General features: G+C 69.8%; 16 protein-coding genes. 10 read left to right on the top strand and 6 right to left on the bottom strand.

What is annotated here, in order from left to right; translation table 11 throughout:
- The first annotated feature begins 144 nt into the window (after positions 1–144).
- The 4 genes from AB0B61_RS24725 to AB0B61_RS24710 all read left to right on the top strand — a co-directional run bounded on the left by AB0B61_RS24725 (position 145) and on the right by AB0B61_RS24710 (position 3,638).
- Positions 145–765: an RNA polymerase sigma factor gene (locus AB0B61_RS24725; RefSeq protein WP_358435985.1), complete on the top strand. Its 621-nt coding sequence runs from the start codon at positions 145–147 to the stop codon at positions 763–765.
- Positions 762–1,883: a CU044_5270 family protein gene (locus AB0B61_RS24720; protein WP_358435982.1), complete on the top strand. Its 1,122-nt coding sequence runs from the start codon at positions 762–764 to the stop codon at positions 1,881–1,883. Before AB0B61_RS24725 ends, AB0B61_RS24720 begins: the two co-directional genes overlap by 4 nt.
- A 159-nt stretch (positions 1,884–2,042) precedes the next feature.
- Positions 2,043–2,789 (top strand): TetR family transcriptional regulator, encoded by a 747-nt coding sequence (locus AB0B61_RS24715; RefSeq protein ID WP_358435980.1) that lies wholly within the window; start codon positions 2,043–2,045, stop codon positions 2,787–2,789.
- Positions 2,790–2,807: 18 nt separating this feature from the next.
- The gene (locus tag AB0B61_RS24710) at positions 2,808–3,638 is read left to right on the top strand and encodes a class I SAM-dependent methyltransferase (RefSeq protein WP_358435977.1); all 831 of its coding nucleotides are present in this window, start codon (positions 2,808–2,810) and stop codon (positions 3,636–3,638) included.
- A gap of 13 nt (positions 3,639–3,651) precedes the next feature.
- On the opposite strand, the gene AB0B61_RS24705 is transcribed toward AB0B61_RS24710, so the two are convergent.
- The 3 genes from AB0B61_RS24705 to AB0B61_RS24695 all read right to left on the bottom strand — a co-directional run bounded on the left by AB0B61_RS24705 (position 3,652) and on the right by AB0B61_RS24695 (position 6,277).
- A complete protein-coding gene (locus AB0B61_RS24705; RefSeq protein WP_358435974.1) occupies positions 3,652–4,068 on the bottom strand; it encodes an acyl-CoA thioesterase in 417 nt (138 codons plus the stop codon).
- A gap of 87 nt (positions 4,069–4,155) precedes the next feature.
- Positions 4,156–5,457, bottom strand: coding sequence for an RNA-guided endonuclease IscB (gene iscB / locus AB0B61_RS24700; protein ID WP_358435971.1), 1,302 nt, complete (start codon positions 5,455–5,457; stop codon positions 4,156–4,158).
- A gap of 385 nt (positions 5,458–5,842) precedes the next feature.
- Entirely contained in the window at positions 5,843–6,277 is a 435-nt protein-coding gene (locus AB0B61_RS24695; RefSeq protein ID WP_358435968.1) for a hypothetical protein, read from the bottom strand.
- Between the two features lie 100 nt (positions 6,278–6,377).
- Here AB0B61_RS24695 and AB0B61_RS24690 point away from each other — a divergent pair, with 100 nt between their 5' ends.
- Both AB0B61_RS24690 and AB0B61_RS24685 read left to right on the top strand, forming a co-directional pair.
- The gene (locus AB0B61_RS24690; RefSeq protein WP_358435966.1) at positions 6,378–6,998 is read left to right on the top strand and encodes an HAD hydrolase-like protein; all 621 of its coding nucleotides are present in this window, start codon (positions 6,378–6,380) and stop codon (positions 6,996–6,998) included.
- 91 nt (positions 6,999–7,089) lie between these two features.
- Positions 7,090–7,485 carry a cold-shock protein gene (locus tag AB0B61_RS24685; protein WP_225300766.1) on the top strand — a complete coding sequence of 132 codons (396 nt, stop codon included), beginning with the start codon at positions 7,090–7,092 and terminating at the stop codon, positions 7,483–7,485.
- Here the strand turns inward: AB0B61_RS24685 and AB0B61_RS24680 are convergent.
- Positions 7,482–9,062, bottom strand: coding sequence for an MFS transporter (locus AB0B61_RS24680; RefSeq protein ID WP_358435963.1), 1,581 nt, complete (start codon positions 9,060–9,062; stop codon positions 7,482–7,484). The genes AB0B61_RS24685 and AB0B61_RS24680 overlap by 4 nt on opposite strands.
- A gap of 260 nt (positions 9,063–9,322) precedes the next feature.
- Between AB0B61_RS24680 and AB0B61_RS24675 the strand changes: the two genes are divergently transcribed.
- Both AB0B61_RS24675 and AB0B61_RS24670 read left to right on the top strand, forming a co-directional pair.
- The gene (locus AB0B61_RS24675; protein ID WP_358435960.1) at positions 9,323–10,123 is read left to right on the top strand and encodes a DUF3027 domain-containing protein; all 801 of its coding nucleotides are present in this window, start codon (positions 9,323–9,325) and stop codon (positions 10,121–10,123) included.
- 101 nt (positions 10,124–10,224) lie between these two features.
- A complete protein-coding gene (locus AB0B61_RS24670; protein ID WP_358435958.1) occupies positions 10,225–13,272 on the top strand; it encodes a hypothetical protein in 3,048 nt (1,015 codons plus the stop codon).
- A gap of 95 nt (positions 13,273–13,367) precedes the next feature.
- Here AB0B61_RS24670 and AB0B61_RS24665 read toward each other — a convergent pair whose 3' ends face one another.
- Positions 13,368–14,906 (bottom strand): alpha/beta hydrolase, encoded by a 1,539-nt coding sequence (locus AB0B61_RS24665; RefSeq protein WP_358435955.1) that lies wholly within the window; start codon positions 14,904–14,906, stop codon positions 13,368–13,370.
- Between the two features lie 91 nt (positions 14,907–14,997).
- Positions 14,998–15,213, bottom strand: coding sequence for a DUF2530 domain-containing protein (locus AB0B61_RS24660; RefSeq protein WP_225300771.1), 216 nt, complete (start codon positions 15,211–15,213; stop codon positions 14,998–15,000).
- 82 nt (positions 15,214–15,295) lie between these two features.
- Between AB0B61_RS24660 and AB0B61_RS24655 the strand changes: the two genes are divergently transcribed.
- Both AB0B61_RS24655 and AB0B61_RS24650 read left to right on the top strand, forming a co-directional pair.
- Complete coding sequence (locus AB0B61_RS24655; protein WP_358435952.1) at positions 15,296–16,738, top strand: NCS2 family permease; 1,443 nt, start codon at positions 15,296–15,298, stop codon at positions 16,736–16,738.
- A gap of 115 nt (positions 16,739–16,853) precedes the next feature.
- The gene (locus AB0B61_RS24650; RefSeq protein ID WP_225300773.1) at positions 16,854–17,306 is read left to right on the top strand and encodes a MarR family transcriptional regulator; all 453 of its coding nucleotides are present in this window, start codon (positions 16,854–16,856) and stop codon (positions 17,304–17,306) included.
- Positions 17,307–17,313 lie beyond the last annotated feature (7 nt).

Here is a 17,313-nt window from a genome sequence, read left to right as displayed (position 1 = left end):
CTGCGGCCTATGGGACGGGTCCACGCTGGGACTGCTCCCCAGCTGGCGCGCCGAAATTCAGGGGAAGGCGAAGGCGGCCTTCGGACAACAACGGGTGACCGATGTCCCGCCGACCTTAAGGCTTTGAATGAATGAGTCACATGCATGAATGAGCCACACCTGGCCGATCCTCGGGACGTTGCCTCACCGTCGCAGGACGACGCCGTGGTGATCGAACGGTCCTGGGACGAGCCAGAGCGTTTCGGCGCCGTCTTCGACGCGCACTACGGGGAGCTCCACCGGTACGTCTCCCGCCGACTCGGCCCGCACGCCGCCGACGACGTCTGCGCTGAGACGTTCGCCCTCGCCTTCCGGCAGCGTCGCCGCTACGACATGAGCCGCCGCAGCGCCCGCCCCTGGCTCTATGGCATCGCGACCAACCTCATCAGCCGGCACCGCCGCGACGAGGTGCGCCTCCTTCGTGCCGTGGATCGGCTGCATCCGGAGGCGAACTCGGCCCGAGGTCACGAGGACGAGGTGACGGCGAAGGTGAGCGCGCAAGCCGTCAAAGGCACGCTGGCCAGGGCCATCGCCGCCCTGCCCGCGGACCAGCGTGACGTGCTGCTGCTGGTGGCGCTCTCGGGGCTGAGCTACGACGAGGTGGCGCAGGCTCTGGACGTGCCCTTCGGCACGGTCTCCTCGCGGCTCAACCGGGCTCGCAAGAAGCTACGCAAGGCGTTGGGCGGAACGAATCCACTGTTTGACGAGGAGGAGACACGTCGATGAACGAGCTGCATCTCGTACGTGGGGTGTACGACGATCCGGCCCCGCCTTCCGCAGAGGCCGCGGCGGCCGCCCGTCGCCAGATGCTCAGCCAGGGCGACACCGTACGGCCGCGCTCTCGCCGTACGTGGCGTATGCCGCTCGGCTTGGTAGCCGCTGCCACGGCCGCGGCCGTGGCAGCGGGTATGACACTCGCCCACGACGATCCCGCACGACCGCGGACAGGCGTGCAGGCTATGCCTCATGCTCTGTCGCCTCGCGACATGATGCTGGCCGCCGCCTCTCAGGCGGAGCTGCAACAGCAGGGCCGCTACTGGTACACCCACCAGCGCTCCGCCTTCGTGACGCTCGCGCTCGGCAGGACCGGCGGGTACGTCGTGGAGGAGCGCCGCGAGATCCTCAGATGGACGGGTCGCGCCCGTGGCGACGGCGAGTCCTTCTACGGCCGCGACTTCGCGGGTAAGCCCCAGACCAGCGCCGACGCCGATGCCTGGCGCGCGGCGGGTTCCCCTTCGAGCTGGACGGTGGGCTCGTCGGGCGCGAGGAGGACCGTCAGGACGAAATCGGGTGCCTGGCAGGAGGAACATCCGAACGACCAGGGCGGCGGCACATTCCTCATCAGCGGCGTCGGCCAGTTCACCTATCAGGAGCTCCAAGAGCTGCCTACCGACCCCGGAGAGCTGCGCAAGCTGCTGTGCGAAGGCTCGGTCAAGTTCATAGCGGGCGGGTCTGGAGCGCCGAGGCGCTGCAACGGCCCTACAGGGGTGCTCGTCCGGGTCTTCTTCGCCCTCGTAGATACGCCCGTGCCGCCCAAGGTGCGAGCCGGTCTCATGCGCCTGATCACCGACTATCCGGGCGTGCGGCAGCTAGGCGCTGTCACGGATCCGCTCGGCCGCTCGGCGGTCGGCCTCGCGGCCCCGCTCGACGGCACCGATGATCGTGGGAAGATCCAGCGGGAGGTGCTCTTCGACCAGAAGACCGGCAAGGTCCTGGGCAGCCGTGACATCCAGCTTGAACCAGGCCCCAAAAGCCAGAAGTGGCAGGTTCCCGGCAGGACGCTGTACTACCGGGCGGTCTTGGACTCGGGCTGGAGCAACGCCAAGCCCACCCCTCCCGACTAGAGCGGCGGACTGCGCGGACTCGGGAAAGGCCCCGTGATCGCTTCTGTGATCACGGGGCCGTTTCTGTTTGGTCTACTTCGCCGACAGTGTCGTTTGTAGGTGCGGGGCTTTCGCATGTCCGCTTGCGCGCTGGCTGAACGGCTGTTTATATTACTAAACATGTGTTCAGCGTCTTCTGATCTGACCGCCCAGGCCAAGATCCGCAACGCGGCCATCGCCCATTTCGCCCGCGACGGCTTCCAGAAGACCAATTTGCGGGCCGTCGCCGCCACGGCGGGAGTGAGCGCCGCGCTGGTCATCCACCACTACGGCAGCAAGGACAAGCTGCGTGCCCTCTGCGACGAGCACGTGCTGCGGACGCTGGCCCGCAAGGGACGCGCCGGCCTGCGGGATTTGGCGAACGAATACCTGGCAGACCCGGCGGAGTACCACCTGTACGTGCAGTACATGGGCCGCGCCATCGAGGACGACTCGCCCGCCGGTGCCACGTTCGTGACCACGATGGTGGAGGAGACGGAGGCGACCCTGCGATCCGGGATCGCCGACGGCTCCATGCGCCCGTCGTCGGACGTGCGGGCGCTGGCCGTGTTCAGCGTGCTGACCAGCCTCGCCACGCTCACGATGGCGCCGTCGCTGGCGCGCGCCCTCGGCTACGCGGCCTTCGGCCCGGAGGCCCTGCGGCGGCTCGCGTTGCCGACGCTCGAGGTGTACACGCACGGCTTGTACGCCGACGACTCCCTGCTGATGGCGGCCCGTGACGCACTGACCGACCCCCGCTGGGCAGGCGCACCGAACGACACCTTGGAAGAGGGCCCGGCGGACACCTTGGAAGACAGTCCGGCCGACACCTTGAAAGACGGTCTGGCCGACAACCGATCAGAAGACGCACCGACCGATACTCGATGAGAAGAGGACTGACGACCCATGCCCCCAGATACCCTTCCGGCTCTCACACCGCTACAGGAGACCCTGTGGCTGACGCTGTGCGGCCGGGCCCTCGACAACCGCTTGCCCCGCCCCATCCTCGGCGACGAGATGGCCGACGAGATCGTCCGCGAGGTCGGCTATGACTACAAGAGGTTCGGCCTCATTCCGAGCGCCGCGATCAACATCGCGCACCGGGCCAAGAAACTGGACGAGGTGGCCGAACGGTTCTTCGCCCGCCACCCCGACGGGGTCGGCCTCGACCTCGGAGCCGGCCTGGACAGCCGGGTGCTGCGCATCTCCCCGCCACCCACCGCCGACTGGTACGACATCGACTTCCCCGAGGTCATGGCCGCCCGGCGGCAACTCCTGCCCGCCCGCGCCACCCCTCATGGCATCGCTGCCGACCTGACCGACCCCGCGTGGCTGGACACCCTGCCCACCGACCGGCCCGCGGTGATCGTCGCCGACGGCGTGATCGCGTTCCTCTCCATGGAGGAGATGATCTCCTTGGTGAACCGCCTCATCGGCCACTTCCCCAGCGGGGAGATAGCCTTCAACGGCTACGGCAGCTTCCACGTCTGGGCCCAGCAGCACATTCCCATGGCCGCCACCAAAGCCGTCAGGGGCGTCACCAAATTCCCCGGCCTCGACGATCCCCGGGACGCCGAACGCTGGCACCCCAAGCTGAAGCTGGTCAGGGAGATCCTGTGCACCCGGGAGCCCGAGGTCGCCCGGTTCCCGCCGGTCCTTCGCTGGTGGACCCGCCTGGGCGCACCGAGCACGGCCCTTTCCCGCCGGGGCAACGTCGTACTCCACTACCGTTTCTAGAGAGCTTGAGCGTCTACAGCCCGAGCACGTCCGGGGTGCCGGCCAGGGCGCGCCAGTGGGCCGCCGGGTCATCCACCAGGCGGCGGGCCTCCAGATCGAGCAGCCCGCCCACGCTGGTCATCTCGGCCGCCAGTCGCCCGTCGGAGTGCCTGAACTCCTGCGCGATCCTGAACGTCTTCCCCTCACCCCACAGGAACGCGCACGTCACCTCCACCTCATCGCCGCCACGCAGCTCGCCGAGATAGCGGATGGTGTTCTCCAAGGTCACCGGGCCGATGCCCGAGCCCAGCATGTCGTCGACCGAGATGCCCGCCGCGCGCAGGCACTCCCAGCGAGCGTGGTCGCCGTACTGGTGGTAGACGGCACTGTTGACGTGGCCCTGCGTGTCGAGCTCATAGCCGCGTACGGCGATGCGCACGGAAAAGGTCATCAGAACCTTCCGTGGATACTTTGGCGTTCACGCCGGGGAGGAATCGGGAGCGGGAAGGCCGCAAAGGGCCTGAGCGTGCCCTGACGTTCATCGTTCAATGGTGCTCTCCTCACTCATGGTGTAGCTGCAACCGTCGGCTCTTTGGAGCAGGCGGATGTGTTTGTGGTTGATGCCTTGGCGGGTGCCGGTCGCGGTGGTGATGTTGAAGGAGCCTGTGGTGCGGACGGCGACACGTCCGGTGTGGACTCCGATGTTCTTGCCTTTGGCGACGGTGGCGCGAACGAGGTCGCCGGTGGCGAACCCGTGGATGTGCTTGATGCGGGGAAGTCGCAGGCGGGGGAACCCGTACCGGTCGGTGCGGGTTCGGCAGTAGCTGCCGCGTCCGGTGGCCCGGACCACCAGGACGCGTCCCGGCCACCCGGTCACCTGCGCGAGTTCGCCGACGTGCAGGGCGTCCAGGGTGTGGGACTTCGGCGCGTTCGTGCGGGAGCGGTTCCATTTGGTACGCCCGCCCGAACTGGTGGTCACGGGCAGAGTCGTCTCTGTGAGCGCCCGCCACAGCGCCCAGCGGGTGGCGTTGACCGCCGCGGCGTCCCGGAGCGTGGCCTTAGCCTGCTGGAGGATGCGCGCCAGCAGTGTGGGCTTGCTTCGCAGGAACTCTTCGGCGGGCGTGGTGTTCTTTGCCTGGTTGCACGGCTCGCACGCCAACGTCAGGTTGGAGATCCGGTCAGAGCCGCCGCGCGCTTTGGGGTGGATGTGCTCGATCTGCAACGGTGTACCCGCCATGCCGCAGTACGCGCAGGTCCGGCCCCATTTCTCTAGGAGGTATTGGCGGATCTCGTATCCGGCCAGTGTCCCTTGCTGGTATTCGATGCCTTCTAGCGGTTTGCCCGCTGAGATGGCGTGGGTGTCGAAGGCGACGCGTTCGATGTGGATGGCGCGCACGGGTGCCCATCGCCTCAGCCGGGCCACCCACGACATGGTGGTGTCCAGGCGGTGCCGTAGGGATGGCGCGAGCCAGCCCTGGGGCCTGGTGCGGTTGAGGAATCGAGGAGCGCGGTAGCGCAGGTTGCGCGACCTCCTGCCGCGCCGGTAGGTGGAGCGGGCGGTGAGCTTGTCGCGGATCGCCGCGCCCCGGTGGTCGAGTTGAATGCTGTACTTCCCGGTACGGGTTGCGTCGCGTGCGGTGAAGACGGCGATGCCGGTGTGCCTGGAGCCGGGGTCGAGGCCGACCTCGACGCCGTGCACCGTGGAGTCGGCCAGCGTGCGGTCGATCAGGCGGATGACGAACGGGGTGTGCCGGACCACCACCGCCCGGCCCGCCTTGAGGAACTGCCGGGCCCGGCCAGGTCGGCAGGGCTGCAACGGTTTCCCCTCGCGATCGAGCACGAAAACGTGTGGGTCTGTAAGGACCCTTCCGCCCTTCCCGGACTGCTCCGGGTCGGGGTGACGCCCGCCGCCCGGTGCGGTGCGGCGGATCTCCCCTCGCCCAGCTTCCACGCCGGGTGCGCGGCCTGCCGCGCGTCCGTGAGCCGTTTCGTGCCCACCCTCGGGCGTGTCTGCTCCCACGGATTCCAGAGCAGCGAACTGAGGAAGCATTCGCTGGTGGGTCTGCGGTCCTGCGTGAAAGGTAGCCATCTGGATCACACCTCCAACGGTGATGACTAGGGCTGGTCAACGCGGGGCTTCAAAGCACCTGACGGCACCTCAAGCCCCCTCCTTCAGGAGGGGGTCGTTGACTCTTTCCTGATACCTCCGTGATGGAGCGTAGCCGTCACGGCGCGGCGCGCCGGATCAACCCCGCGACGACCGAGCCGACGATCAGCCACACCAGCGCCGCGAGCCCGTAGTTGACCAGCGTCGTCCACCGTACGTCGGCGAGCTGGAACAGGTTGGCCAGGCCCACCGACAGCGGCGAGGCGAGCGATTCGACGAACTGGTACCAAATGTTGGCCGGGTTGGCCCGGAACACCGTGAAGATCGCGTACAGCACCAGGATCAGCGCGGCCAGCCTGGACGCCAGCCGGACGGCGGCGGCCAGGAACACCACCACGCCTTGCCACACCCTGACCGGTCCGGTCACCGACTGGGGCAGCGCGGGCCGGTGCGGCCGGGGCGAGACGTTCCGGGCGGGCTGTTCGGGTGGGCTCGGCCGGTCGGCGGCGACCAGCCGATCTCCCGCTTCCGGCGGTTTGGGGGGCTCGGTCACGGCCACTCCTCCTGATAAGTAATTCCTTTCTTCCCACTCCCACGCTCCCACAACAGGGGCTGTTACCCGTAATGCGGACGCGTTTGGCATCCTTCACCTTGTGCGGACATCGGTGGGTTTCGACCTGGACATGACATTGGCGGACACACGGTCGGGCATCGCGGCCGTCTACGACGAGCTTTCGGCGCGCCTTGGCGTGGTCATCGACAGCAAGGCGATCATCACGAGGCTCGGCCCGCCACTCGAACAGGAGTTGGCGAACTGGCTGCCGCTGGAGGCGATCCCGGAAGCCGTGATCCTGTTCAGGGAGATCTATCCGGAGTTGGGAGTGCCCGTGCACACCGCCATGGCCGGAGCGGTGGAGGCCGTCGAGGCCGTACGCGCGCAGGGGGGCAGGATCATCGTCGTGACCGGCAAGAACCCGCGCGACGCGAGCAGCACCGTGAAGGCGCTCGGCCTCGCCGTGGACGAGGTGGTCGGGTCGCTCTTCGGGGCGGCCAAGGGTACGGCCCTCGCGCGCTTCGGCGCCGGAGCCTATGTTGGTGACCATGTCGCGGACATCGAGGCCGCGCGGGCCGGGGGAGCCGTCAGCGTGACGGTCGCGACCGGCCCGTACACACTGGGCGAACTACGTGATCACGGAGCCGATGTGGCACTTGGGGACCTGACGGAATTCGCCGACTGGTTCGCCGGATGGCGTTCGAGTGGGCAACTCCGGTAAATGCCGGGAATTTTCCTGGTCGCCCCGGAGCCTCGCGGGGCATAACCTACATCCATTCGCCTTTTACGACTGTTTGAACGAGGTTCCTCCTGTGCCGAGTGGCAAGGTCAAGTGGTACGACGCCGACAAGGGTTTCGGCTTCCTCACCCGCGACGACGGTGGTGAGGTCTTCGTGCATTCCTCCGCGCTACCCACAGGTGCCGGCCCGCTCAAGCCCGGCCAGAAGGTCGAGTTCGGCGTGGCCGAGGGACGGCGCGGCCAGCAGGCCCTGTCGGTGCGGATCCTCGAGCAGCCGCCGACGCTGGCCAAGCCCAAGCCCAAGGCCAAGCGCAAGAAGCCGGACGAACTGGTCGTCATCGTGGAGGACCTGATCAAGCTCCTCGACGACGTCTCGACCTCCTACCAGCGGGGCAAGCACCCTGACGCGGCGCACGCGAAGAAGATCGCGCAGGTGCTCAGAGCGGTGGCGGACGACCTCGACGCCTAGCCGTTGGGGTTCGTCAGCGGCTTGGTCGTGTCGAGAGTGGTGTCGACGCGCTGATCCCGCCGGTCGGCGCGTCGATCCTCGTCGTCCCACGCACCTTGATCCGTTTGGTCTTCCTGGTCCGTTTGGGTCGCGGCCTTGGGTCCGCGTGCGGTGGCGCGGATCCGCTTGCGGCGGCGCACGATCAGCCAGCCGAACGTGCCGGTCAGCGCCACGGCCAGCGTGACCAGCCCCGCCGCGCTGCTCTCGGCCAGCGACAGCAGCAGCCCGATCAGCCCGCCGAACACCCAGGCGAGCTGCAACACCGCCTCGACCACCCCGAACGTGGACGAGCGCACCTCCTCGCCGATCTCCCGCTGCACGATCGCGTCGAGCGCGAGCTTGCCGAGCTCCTGCGCGAACGCGGTGACGAGCGAGATCGCGACCGCGGTCCAGAGGCCGAAGAACACCGCGGTGGCGATCGTGGTCGCGCCGGTCACGGCCAGCGTCAGCAGCGTGATGAGGTGCGGCGAGTGGTTGCGGGTCCAGTTCGCGACCACCGCGCCGACCAGGCCGCCCAGCCCGGCCGCGGCCGCGAGCAGCGCGATGGTCTTCGGGATGTCGAAGAACGGGTCGGGCGTGGCCAGCCACGGCACACCCTTGTCCTGTACGAGGAACAGCAGGAAGAACAGCAGGAAGCCGGAGAACAGGCGGATGGCCACGTTCGCCCAGACCGCCTCGGCCACCGCCGGGCCCACGTTCAGGAGGGTCCGCCAGCGGAGCGGCCTGCCCTCCTCCTCTTCCAGCTCGGGCGAGTCGACGTGTCGCGGCAGCCGTACGGCTAGGACGCCGATCAGGAGGAAGGCGACCATCGCCGTACGCAGGACCGCGGCGCTGCCCAGCCACGCGGTCAGGCCCGCGGCGACCGGCACCATCACGCCCGCCGAGATCAGCGAGAACAGCGCCACCCTCGCGTTGGCCGAGACCAGCGTGATGTCGGCGGGCAGCACGCTCGGCATGATCGCCGCACGTGACACGTTGTACGCCTTCGACAGCACCAGCACGCCCAACGCCCCGACGAACAGCGTCGGCAGATCACCGGGCCCCACGGCGGCGGCCATCGCGAAGCACAGCAGGCCGCGGCCGAACAGCGTGCCCGCCATGACATAGCGGCGGCCCGACCTGAACCGGTCGAGAATCGGCCCCACGAACGGCGCCAGCAGGGCGAACGGCAGCATCGTGATGACCAGGTAGAGCGCCACGGGCCCGCGAGCCTCGCCGACGGGCACGCCGAAGAAGACGGTGCTCGCCAGCGCGACCGTGACCAGCGCGTCGCCGCCGCTGTGGCCGGCGGTGAGCTCGATCAGCCGGCCCAGCCCGGTGCGGTCGGCGCCGTTGGCGTGGGTGAGACGGCGGGTCGCCTTCCCGACCTTCTGCGCCCCTCTGGCCGTGGCCTTGCCCGCCCGCGCGGTGCCGCCGGCGGTCGCCTTTCCCGCCCGCAGGGTGGCGCGGCCCGCACGCGCGGTGGCGCGGCCCGCGTCGGCGACGCCTCGCCCCACGCGCCGCGTGACCTCGCGAGCCGTGTCCCAGCCTCCTTGCACGCTTACCAGTCTTACCCGATCGCCGCTCACAAACGGCGACGGATCGCCCTGGGACGGGCCCACCGATGATCCGGGATGAGCGGTGTGGCCACCTTCAGACCCGGCACCGGTCCTCCTCGATCGTCGCCCGCCTATAGCGGGGGACGGGTCTGTTGATGTGCTGTCAGTGGGGGCGGGATGGGCGGTGTGGGCACCTTCGGGTCTGGTCATGGGTGAGAATGAAGTGTGAGCGAACAGCACCTTGCGGCGGAGGCGGACAGATGACCCGCACCCGGACCCGCGTCTCCCCGCCCGACCAGGCGTGCGTCGCCGCGGTGGACCTGGCGCGCGCCGCCGCGGAGGAGCTCGCGCGGCCGGGCGAGCCGGGCGAGCACCTCGGTTACGAGGGCGAGGGCGACCGCATCGTCACCCATTACTTCGCCTGTCTCGACCGGGCCTACCGCGGCTGGCGCTGGGCCGTCACCGTGACCCGCGCCTCACGGGCGAAGAACGTCACAGTGAGCGAAGCCGTCCTGCTGCCCGGCTCGGGGGCGTTGCTCGCGCCCGAGTGGCTGCCCTGGAGCGAGCGCCTGCGCCCCGGCGACCTGGGCGTCGGCGATCTGCTGCCGACCTCGGAGGACGACGACCGGCTGGAGCCAGGTTTCGTCAAGACCGACGACGAGACCGACCATCAGACGATTTTCGAGTACGGCCTGGGCCGGGCCCGTGTGCTCTCGGCCATCGGCAAGGACCGCGCTGCCAGACGCTGGCACTCGGGCGAGCACGGGCCGCATACGCCGATCGCACACGCCGCTCCCGCGCAGTGCTCCACCTGTGGTTTCTACTGGCCACTCGCGGGTGGGCTCCGGCAGGTGTTCGGGGTCTGCGCCAATGAGTACGCCCCCGACGACGGCAAGGTGGTCGCCGCCGACCACGGCTGCGGGGCCCACTCGGAGGCCGCGGTCATGCCGCCGTCCGTCGAGCAGGCCATGCCCATCCTCGACGACATGGGCTTCGACCTGATGGAAGAGGAGGCCGGATCCGTCGACGGAACGGCCACCGAGGAGCTCGGCCACTCCTGACCGCGAATGTCGGTGAGGGCCGCTAGCCTACGGTGGCCCCCCATCGGCGGACCCCGGACACGTGCCGGAGCCCGCCCCACCAGCGACCAGGATCGTGACAGATGACCGACACCTTTGGCACTGACCGGACGCGGGCCGCCGTGCTCGCCGCGTGGACGGCCTCGACCGCCCGATTCCGCGAGGACGCCAACGCCGAGGAGGATTTCGCCCTCGGCGGCTACCGCGACCGGCTCATCGTGGAGCTCGCCCAGAACGCCGCCGACGCGGCGCTGCGCGCGGGCGTGCCAGGGGTGCTCCGGCTGACGTTGCGCGACGACGTCCTGACCGCCGCCAACACGGGCGCCCCCCTCGACGCGACCGGTGTCGAGGGCCTGTCGACGCTGCGTGTCTCCGGCAAGCGGGACGAAGCGGGCGCCGCCGGCCGGTTCGGCGTCGGGTTCGCCGCGGTCGTGTCGGTCTGCGATGAGCCGTCGATCGGCTCGCGCGAGACGGGCGCCGCCCGCTGGTCGCGCGCGGAGACGGCCGCCGTGGTGGCCTCGGTGCCGGAGCTCGCCGCCGAGCTCGGTTCGCGCGGCGGCCATGTCCCGCTGCTGCGCCTGCCGTTCGAGGCCGAGCCGCTCGACGTGCCGCAGGGCTTCGACACACTCGTACGCCTGCCGCTGCGCGACGCCGCGTCGGTCGCGGCGGTCCGGCGCATGCTGGCCGAGACCAGCCCGGCGCTGCTGCTCGGCATGCCCGCCCTGACGAGCATCGAGATCGACCTCGACGGCTCGGAGCGCCGGGTGACGGCCGACGGGTGGCACCTGGTGTCGGAGTCGGGCGAGTTCGCGCCCGACGAGGTGGCGGCCCTGTTCGCCGACCGGCCCACCGAAGAGCGCGCCCGCCCCTACTGGTCACTGCGCTGGGCCGTGTCCGTCGCCGACACGGAGCCCGCCCCGCTGCCCTCAGGGGTGCCGCCGGTGGTGCACGCGCCGACGCCCAGCGACGAGCCGCTCGACCTGCCGGCCCTGCTCATCGCCTCGTTCCCGATGGCCACCGACCGGCGGCACGTGGCCAAGGGGCCGCTGACCGACTTCCTGGTCGAGCGGGCCGCCGACGCCTACATCCGGCTGCTCGGAGAGCTGCCGCGTACCCCCAAGCTCCTCGACCTCGTTCCCGCCCTGATGGGCAAGGGCGAGCTCGACGCCCGCATCCGGCGGGCCATCCTGCGGCGCCTGCCCGCCACCCCGCTGCTCCCGGCCCTGTCCGCGCCCGCTCCGGCCGTGCAGACGCCGTCGTTCGCCGAGGCCGAGGTCTACGAGCCCGACGCCGAGTGGCAGGTCGAGCACCCGGCCAGGGAGCCGCACGAGGACGGCTGGATCGTGGCCGGCCAGGAGGCGGCCGTGGTCGCCGGGTCGGGTGACTTGCTGGCCGCGATCGCTGACTTCGTTCCCGGCCTGCTGCCCGCCGGGTGGCCCGCCCGGCACCCGGCGATGGGCTCGCTCGGTGTGCGCCGGGTCGAGCTGGCCGAGGTCGTCGACCTGCTGTCCGGTGAGGCGGTCGAGGCGCGGGAGCCGTCGTGGTGGCGCTCGCTGTACGAGGTGCTGCCGGCCGACGATCCCGAGTCGCTGGGCGCGCTGCCGGTGCCGCTGGCCGACGGCCGTCTGGTCCGTGGCCCGCGCGGCACCCTCATCCTCGACCTGGGCGGCACCCGCCTGGCCTCGGCCCACGACGGGCTCGATCTGACGCCTCTGGGGCTGCGGATCGTGCACCCGGACGCGGCCCACGCGGCGCTGCTGCGGCTCGGCGCCGCCGAGGCCACGCCACGCACGATCCTCGAAGACCCCATCACCAAGGCCGCCGTCGCCCAGTCCCTCGACAGCGCGGACTCCGAGCCTGTGGCGCGGGCCGTGCTCTCCCTGGTGGAGGCCGCCTCGCTGGTGCCGGGCGAGGCGCCGTGGCTGGCCGAGCTGGCGCTGCGCGGCAGTGACGGCGAGCTCTACGCGGCGGGCGAGCTGATGCTGGCCGACGGCGCGCTGGCCGGGCTGCTGGAGCCCGACACGCACCTCGGGGTGGTCGCGCCGGAGCTGGTGGAGACCTACGGCTCCCGGGTGCTCGAAGCCGCGGGCGTGCTCGACGGGTTCGCCGTGGCGCACGACTCCGACCTGCTGCTCGACCACGACGACTGCGACCACGACCTCGACGGCGAGGACGACTGGCTCGACCACGTGCTCGACCTGCTGCCTGAGCTGGACGTGCCGCCCGTGGTGCCGGAGTTCCTCGCGGTACGCGACCTGGAGCTGGTCGCCGACTGGCCCGCCGCGCTGGCGCTGCTGACCAGGCCGCCGCTGCGGGCCGCGCTGCATCCGCTGCGGGTCGAGGGCGTCGAGGTGCCGTCCTACACGGCATGGTGGCTGGCCAACCACGCCGTGCTGGACGGGCGACGGCCCCGGGAGCTGCGGCTGCCCGGTGCCGACCCGCTGCTCCAGGGCCTCTATGGTGACGCGCCCGGCGGGCTCGACCCGGTGGCGCTGGGGATGCTCGGTGTACGCACCACGCTGGCCGAGCTGCTCGCCGGCCACGGCGGTCCCGAAGAGCTGCTCGACCTGATGGCCGACGAGTCCATCGAGGTCGACCGGGCCCAGTTGCGGGCCCTGTGGATCGCGCTGGCGGCCGTCGAGCCGGCGCGGGTGGCGCCGCCCGCCCGGGTGCGGGCCGTGCTCGGTGGCGACATCGTGGTGGCCGCGGCCGACGACGCCGTCGTGGTGGAGGCTCCCGACCTGCTCCAGCTCGTCACCGACCGGCCGCTGGTGCTGGCCCCCTACGACCTGGCCGAGTCGCTGTCGGAGCTGCTCGACCTGCCGCTGGCCGGCGAGCTGGCCCAGGGCGAGGTCACGTCCGAGGGTGAGACCCGCCAGGTGCCGCCAGAGGTGCGCTCCCTGCTCCCGACGGCTCCCGAGACCTACGTCGAGCACGAGAAGCTCCTGGTCGACGGCCTCGCCTGCACGTGGCGCTTCTTCGAGGGCTCGGTGCACTGCACCGGGCTCGACGGGCTGGCGCGCGGCCTGGCCTGGGCGACGGGCCAGTGGAACGACCGGCTCGCGGTGGCCGCGCTGCTGCACGACCCCACGGCCGTCCCGCTCCTGCTGGCCGAGGCCGACCTGTCGTAGCGCTGACCGGCCCGTACCGCTGACCGGCCCGTACCGCTGACCGGCCCGTAGCGCTGGGTCCTGTAGCGCCGACCTGCCCGTAGCGTCGTGAGGGTTCACGCCGCCGGGCAGGTGGCGTTCTGGCCGGGGGTCTTGCCGGTGAGGAAGTAGGCGTCTACCAGGCGGCTGACGCAGGAGCTGCCGCTCAGGTAGGCGCCGTGCCCCTCGCCCTCGTACGTGACCAGGACCCCGGTCTTGAGCTGGGCGGCGAGCTTGGGCGCCCACGCGTACGGCGTGGCGGGGTCGCCCTTGCCGCCGATCACGAGGATGGGGGCGGAGCCGGTGGCGTCGATCTTCTTGGACTCGTCGCTGCCGGCCGCCGGCCAGTGCGCGCAGATCAAGCCGAGACCCCCGGAGCTCATGAGCGGGAAGATCTTGGCGGTTTCGCGTTCGACCTGGTCGATCTCGGCGGGGCTCGGCCGTTCGGCGCTGTCCACGCAGTCGATCGCGAGGACGCTGGTCATCAGCGACGAGTACGTCCCGTCGGCCTTGCGGCCGTTGTAGGAGTCGGCCAGGGCGAGGAGCTGCGTGCCGTCTCCCTTGGTCGCGGCGGCGGCCGCCTGCTCCAGCACCGGCCAGCTGAGCTTGGAGTAGAGAGCGGCCAGGACGCCGGTGCTCGCCAGGCCCTTGGTGAGCTCCCGGCCGGCCACCTTGAGCGGCTTGTCCCGCAGGCCGTTCAGCAGCGTCTCGACACTCTTCCGCACGGCCCCGGGGTCGGCGCCGAGGTCGCAGCCCTGCTTCACGCAGTCGGCGGCGAACGCCTCGAACGCCTGCTTGAAGCCGGCCGTCTGCGTCTTCGCGCGCTCGGCGAAGCTGACGGTCGGGTCGAGGGCGCCGTCGAGGACGAACCGGCCGACGTTCTTGGGGTACTGGGTGGCGTACACGGCGCCGAGGTGCGTGCCGTACGACATGCCGAAGTAGTTGAGCCGCTCGTCGCCCAGCGCGGCGCGGATGCGGTCGAGGTCGCGCGCGGCGTTCACGGTGCCGACGTGGGGGAGGAGCTTGCCGGAGTCCTTGGCGCAGGCGGCCCCGAACTCCTTGGCGGCCTTGGCCATCTCGTCGCTGGCTGGGTCCAGGGAGATCCACTTCTCGACGCTGCCGCACTTGACGGGCGCGCTGCGTTCGACGCCGCGCGGGTCGAAGCTGACCAGGTCATAGCTCGTGCCCATACCGGCGAAGACCTTGGCGGTCATGGACAGCAGGTCGACCCCCGAGCCGCCGGGGCCGCCGAAGTTGAACACCAACGAGCCGAGCCGGTCGCCGGAGGCTTTGACACGGATCAGCGCCAGATCGATCTGCTCGCCGTCCTGCTTGGCGTAGTCGAGCGGCACCGCGAGCTTGCCGCACTCGACGGCCGGGTCGGGCGCGGCGGGCTTGCCGTCGGGGCCGGTCAGGCCGGTGCACGAGCTCCAGGCGACGGCGCCGGAGTCCTTCGCAGTCTGGGCAGGTTTCGTGGCGCCGGTGCTCGCCGTGGGCTGCTCCGCCGACCCGCCTGTGGGCTTGGCGGTGGGCTGCTCCGCTGACCCGCAGCCGACGAGGGTGGCGCTCGCGAGGGTCACCGCGCAAAGGAGCGAGGGGAATGACGTCTTCTTCATGCCTCCAGCATGATCAGCCGGCTTTTTCCCAGGTAGTGGGGTAAAACAGCACTTTCCAGTGACTTCGGGGATCGGCCGGAGGTGACGAATGTCAGCTCCGGGACGCCCGCCTGTGCACGTACCAGAGGCCGAGGAGCCCGAGCCCGACCCCGGCGACGCAGGTCCAGATCCACCACGACTGTTCGGCGGCCGGGCGGAAGATCAGTAGCGCGACCAGCGCGAGCGCCCACGCGACCGTGCCCACGGCGACCGCCGCGACGTCGTTGGTCTCGATCGGCTCCGGGTCGGGACGCCATTCCTGCTTCACAGGATCCAGCCTAGCTTCCAATCGGGTCTCGATCCGATCACCGCCACTTTTCGCAGATGACGCAAACTGTCACTGTTCGCCCGTGAGTGACACAAGTAGTGGTATCGACAGGTTCTTCGCAATCTCCGCACGCGGCTCGACGATCTCCCGTGAGATCCGCGGCGGGCTGGCCACGTTCTTCACGATGGCCTACATCGTCGTGCTGAACCCGATCATCATCGCCAACGGCAAGGATGTCCAGGAGCAGTTCATCGGCGACGGCTCCTCGCCCAACCTGCCCCTCGTGGCGGCGGGCACGGCGTTCGTGGCGGGTGTGCTGACCATCCTCATGGGGGTGATCGGCCGGGTGCCCTTCGCCATGGCGGCCGGGTTGGGGCTCAACGCCTTCGTGACCTTCAACATCGCCTCGGTGATGAGCTGGGAAGAGGCCATGGGGCTGGTCTTCCTGGAGGGCGTCATCATCGGCATCCTGGTGTTGACCGGTTTCCGGGTGGCGGTGTTCAACGCCATCCCGGCCCAGCTCAAGACCGCCATCAGCGTCGGCATCGGGTTGTTCATCGCGCTGATCGGCTTCGTGGACGCCGGCTTCGTCCGCCGGGTGCCCGCGGGGCCGCCGCTGGAGATGGGCATCCACAACACCCTGACCTCCTGGCCGATCTTCGTCTTCGTCGTCGGGCTGCTCGTGACGGCGGCGCTGGTGGCCCGCAAGGTCAAGGGCGCGATCCTGATCGGCATCATCGGCACCACCGTGCTGGCGATCATCGTGGAGGCGATCGCGAAGGCCGGCCAGGTCTCCGACAAGAACCCCGGCGGCTGGATGCTGAACGTGCCCAGCCTGCCGGACCAGATCATCGGCTTCCACAACCCGCTGGTGCTGTTCAAGGAGTTCGACCCGTTCGGCGCGTTCAGCCGGGTCTCGGTGATCCTGGCGGTGCTGTTCGTCTTCACGCTGCTCATCACCGACTTCTTCGACACGATGGGCACCGTCGTCGGGGTCGGCCGCCAGGCCGGTCTGGTCGACGCCAACGGGATGCTGCCGCGCACCCGGGAGATCCTGCTCGTCGACTCGCTGGGCGCGGCGGCCGGTGGTGCGGGCTCGGTCTCGTCGAACACCACCTACATCGAGTCGGCCGCGGGGGTCGGCGAGGGCGCGCGGACCGGTCTGGCCAGCGTGGTCACCGGCCTGCTCTTCCTGGTGGCGATCTTCTTCGCGCCGCTGGTCACGGTCGTGCCGTATGAGGCGGCCGCGCCCGCGCTGGTCGTGGTGGGCTTCCTGATGATGACCTCGATCCGCGAGATCGACTTCACGGACTACGAGATCGCCATCCCGGCGTTCCTCACCATCGTGGTCATGCCGTTCACCTACTCGATCTCGAACGGCATCGGCGCGGGCTTCATCAGCTATGTGCTGATCAAGATCGTTCGTGGCAAGGTACGGGAGATCCACCCGCTGCTGTGGGTGGTCATGGGCCTGTTCGTGATCTACTTCGCGCTCGGCCCGATCAGGGTACTTTTCGGGGTCTGATGCCTGGTGAGGCCGTCTTCGCATGGGAGGCGGCCTCGGGGTATCAAAGAGTGAGACGAGAAATGAGGTAGGGAAATAACGTGGAGTGCCGTATAGTTAGCAAAGGTAATGACTCATGCTAACCAAGAACCAGTCCCAGATAAACCTGCGCAGCGACGCAGGCCTGGCCACAGCCCTGCGCGTGTCGCTGGCGCGGCTGACCAGGCGGCTACGACGACAAGCGGCGGCGCACTCGCTGACTCCCACACAGTTCGCGACGCTCGCCGCGGTGGAACGGCATTCCGCGATAACCCCCGGCGAATTGGCCGAGCTCGAGAAGGTGCAACCCCCCTCGATGACTCGCGTGATCGCCGCGCTAGAGGAACGCGGTCTGGTGTCCCGTACACCGCACCCGACCGACCGGCGACAGGTGACCGTGACCGTGACCGAGGCCGCCCAGAAACTGCTGAAGGAGGAACGACGTCTCAAGGAAGCCTGGCTGAGCCAGCGCTTGAGGGAGCTGACCGCGGAGGAGCGGTCGATCCTCAGGCAGGCGGCGCCGATTCTGGAGAAACTCAGCAGGATCTAGAGCCTGA

It is taken from the genome of Nonomuraea sp. NPDC049158, assembly GCF_040648335.1.
Lineage (GTDB): Bacteria > Actinomycetota > Actinomycetes > Streptosporangiales > Streptosporangiaceae > Nonomuraea.
Note: the sequence above shows the minus strand (reverse complement) of the source record. Positions and strands in the feature narration are given on the sequence as shown.

Excerpts from the sequence above, each read along its gene's own strand:
- AB0B61_RS24725 (WP_358435985.1), top strand. The coding sequence starts at position 145 with ATGAATGAGCCACACCTGGCCGATCCTCGGGACGTTGCCTCACCGTCG.
- AB0B61_RS24720 (WP_358435982.1), top strand. The coding sequence starts at position 762 with ATGAACGAGCTGCATCTCGTACGTGGGGTGTACGACGATCCGGCCCCG.
- AB0B61_RS24715 (WP_358435980.1), top strand. The coding sequence starts at position 2,043 with ATGTGTTCAGCGTCTTCTGATCTGACCGCCCAGGCCAAGATCCGCAAC.
- AB0B61_RS24710 (WP_358435977.1), top strand. The coding sequence starts at position 2,808 with ATGCCCCCAGATACCCTTCCGGCTCTCACACCGCTACAGGAGACCCTG.
- AB0B61_RS24705 (WP_358435974.1), bottom strand. The coding sequence starts at position 4,068 with ATGACCTTTTCCGTGCGCATCGCCGTACGCGGCTATGAGCTCGACACG.
- AB0B61_RS24675 (WP_358435960.1), top strand. The coding sequence starts at position 9,323 with ATGACCCGCACCCGGACCCGCGTCTCCCCGCCCGACCAGGCGTGCGTC.
- AB0B61_RS24670 (WP_358435958.1), top strand. The coding sequence starts at position 10,225 with ATGACCGACACCTTTGGCACTGACCGGACGCGGGCCGCCGTGCTCGCC.
- AB0B61_RS24665 (WP_358435955.1), bottom strand. The coding sequence starts at position 14,906 with ATGAAGAAGACGTCATTCCCCTCGCTCCTTTGCGCGGTGACCCTCGCG.
- AB0B61_RS24650 (WP_225300773.1), top strand. The coding sequence starts at position 16,854 with ATGCTAACCAAGAACCAGTCCCAGATAAACCTGCGCAGCGACGCAGGC.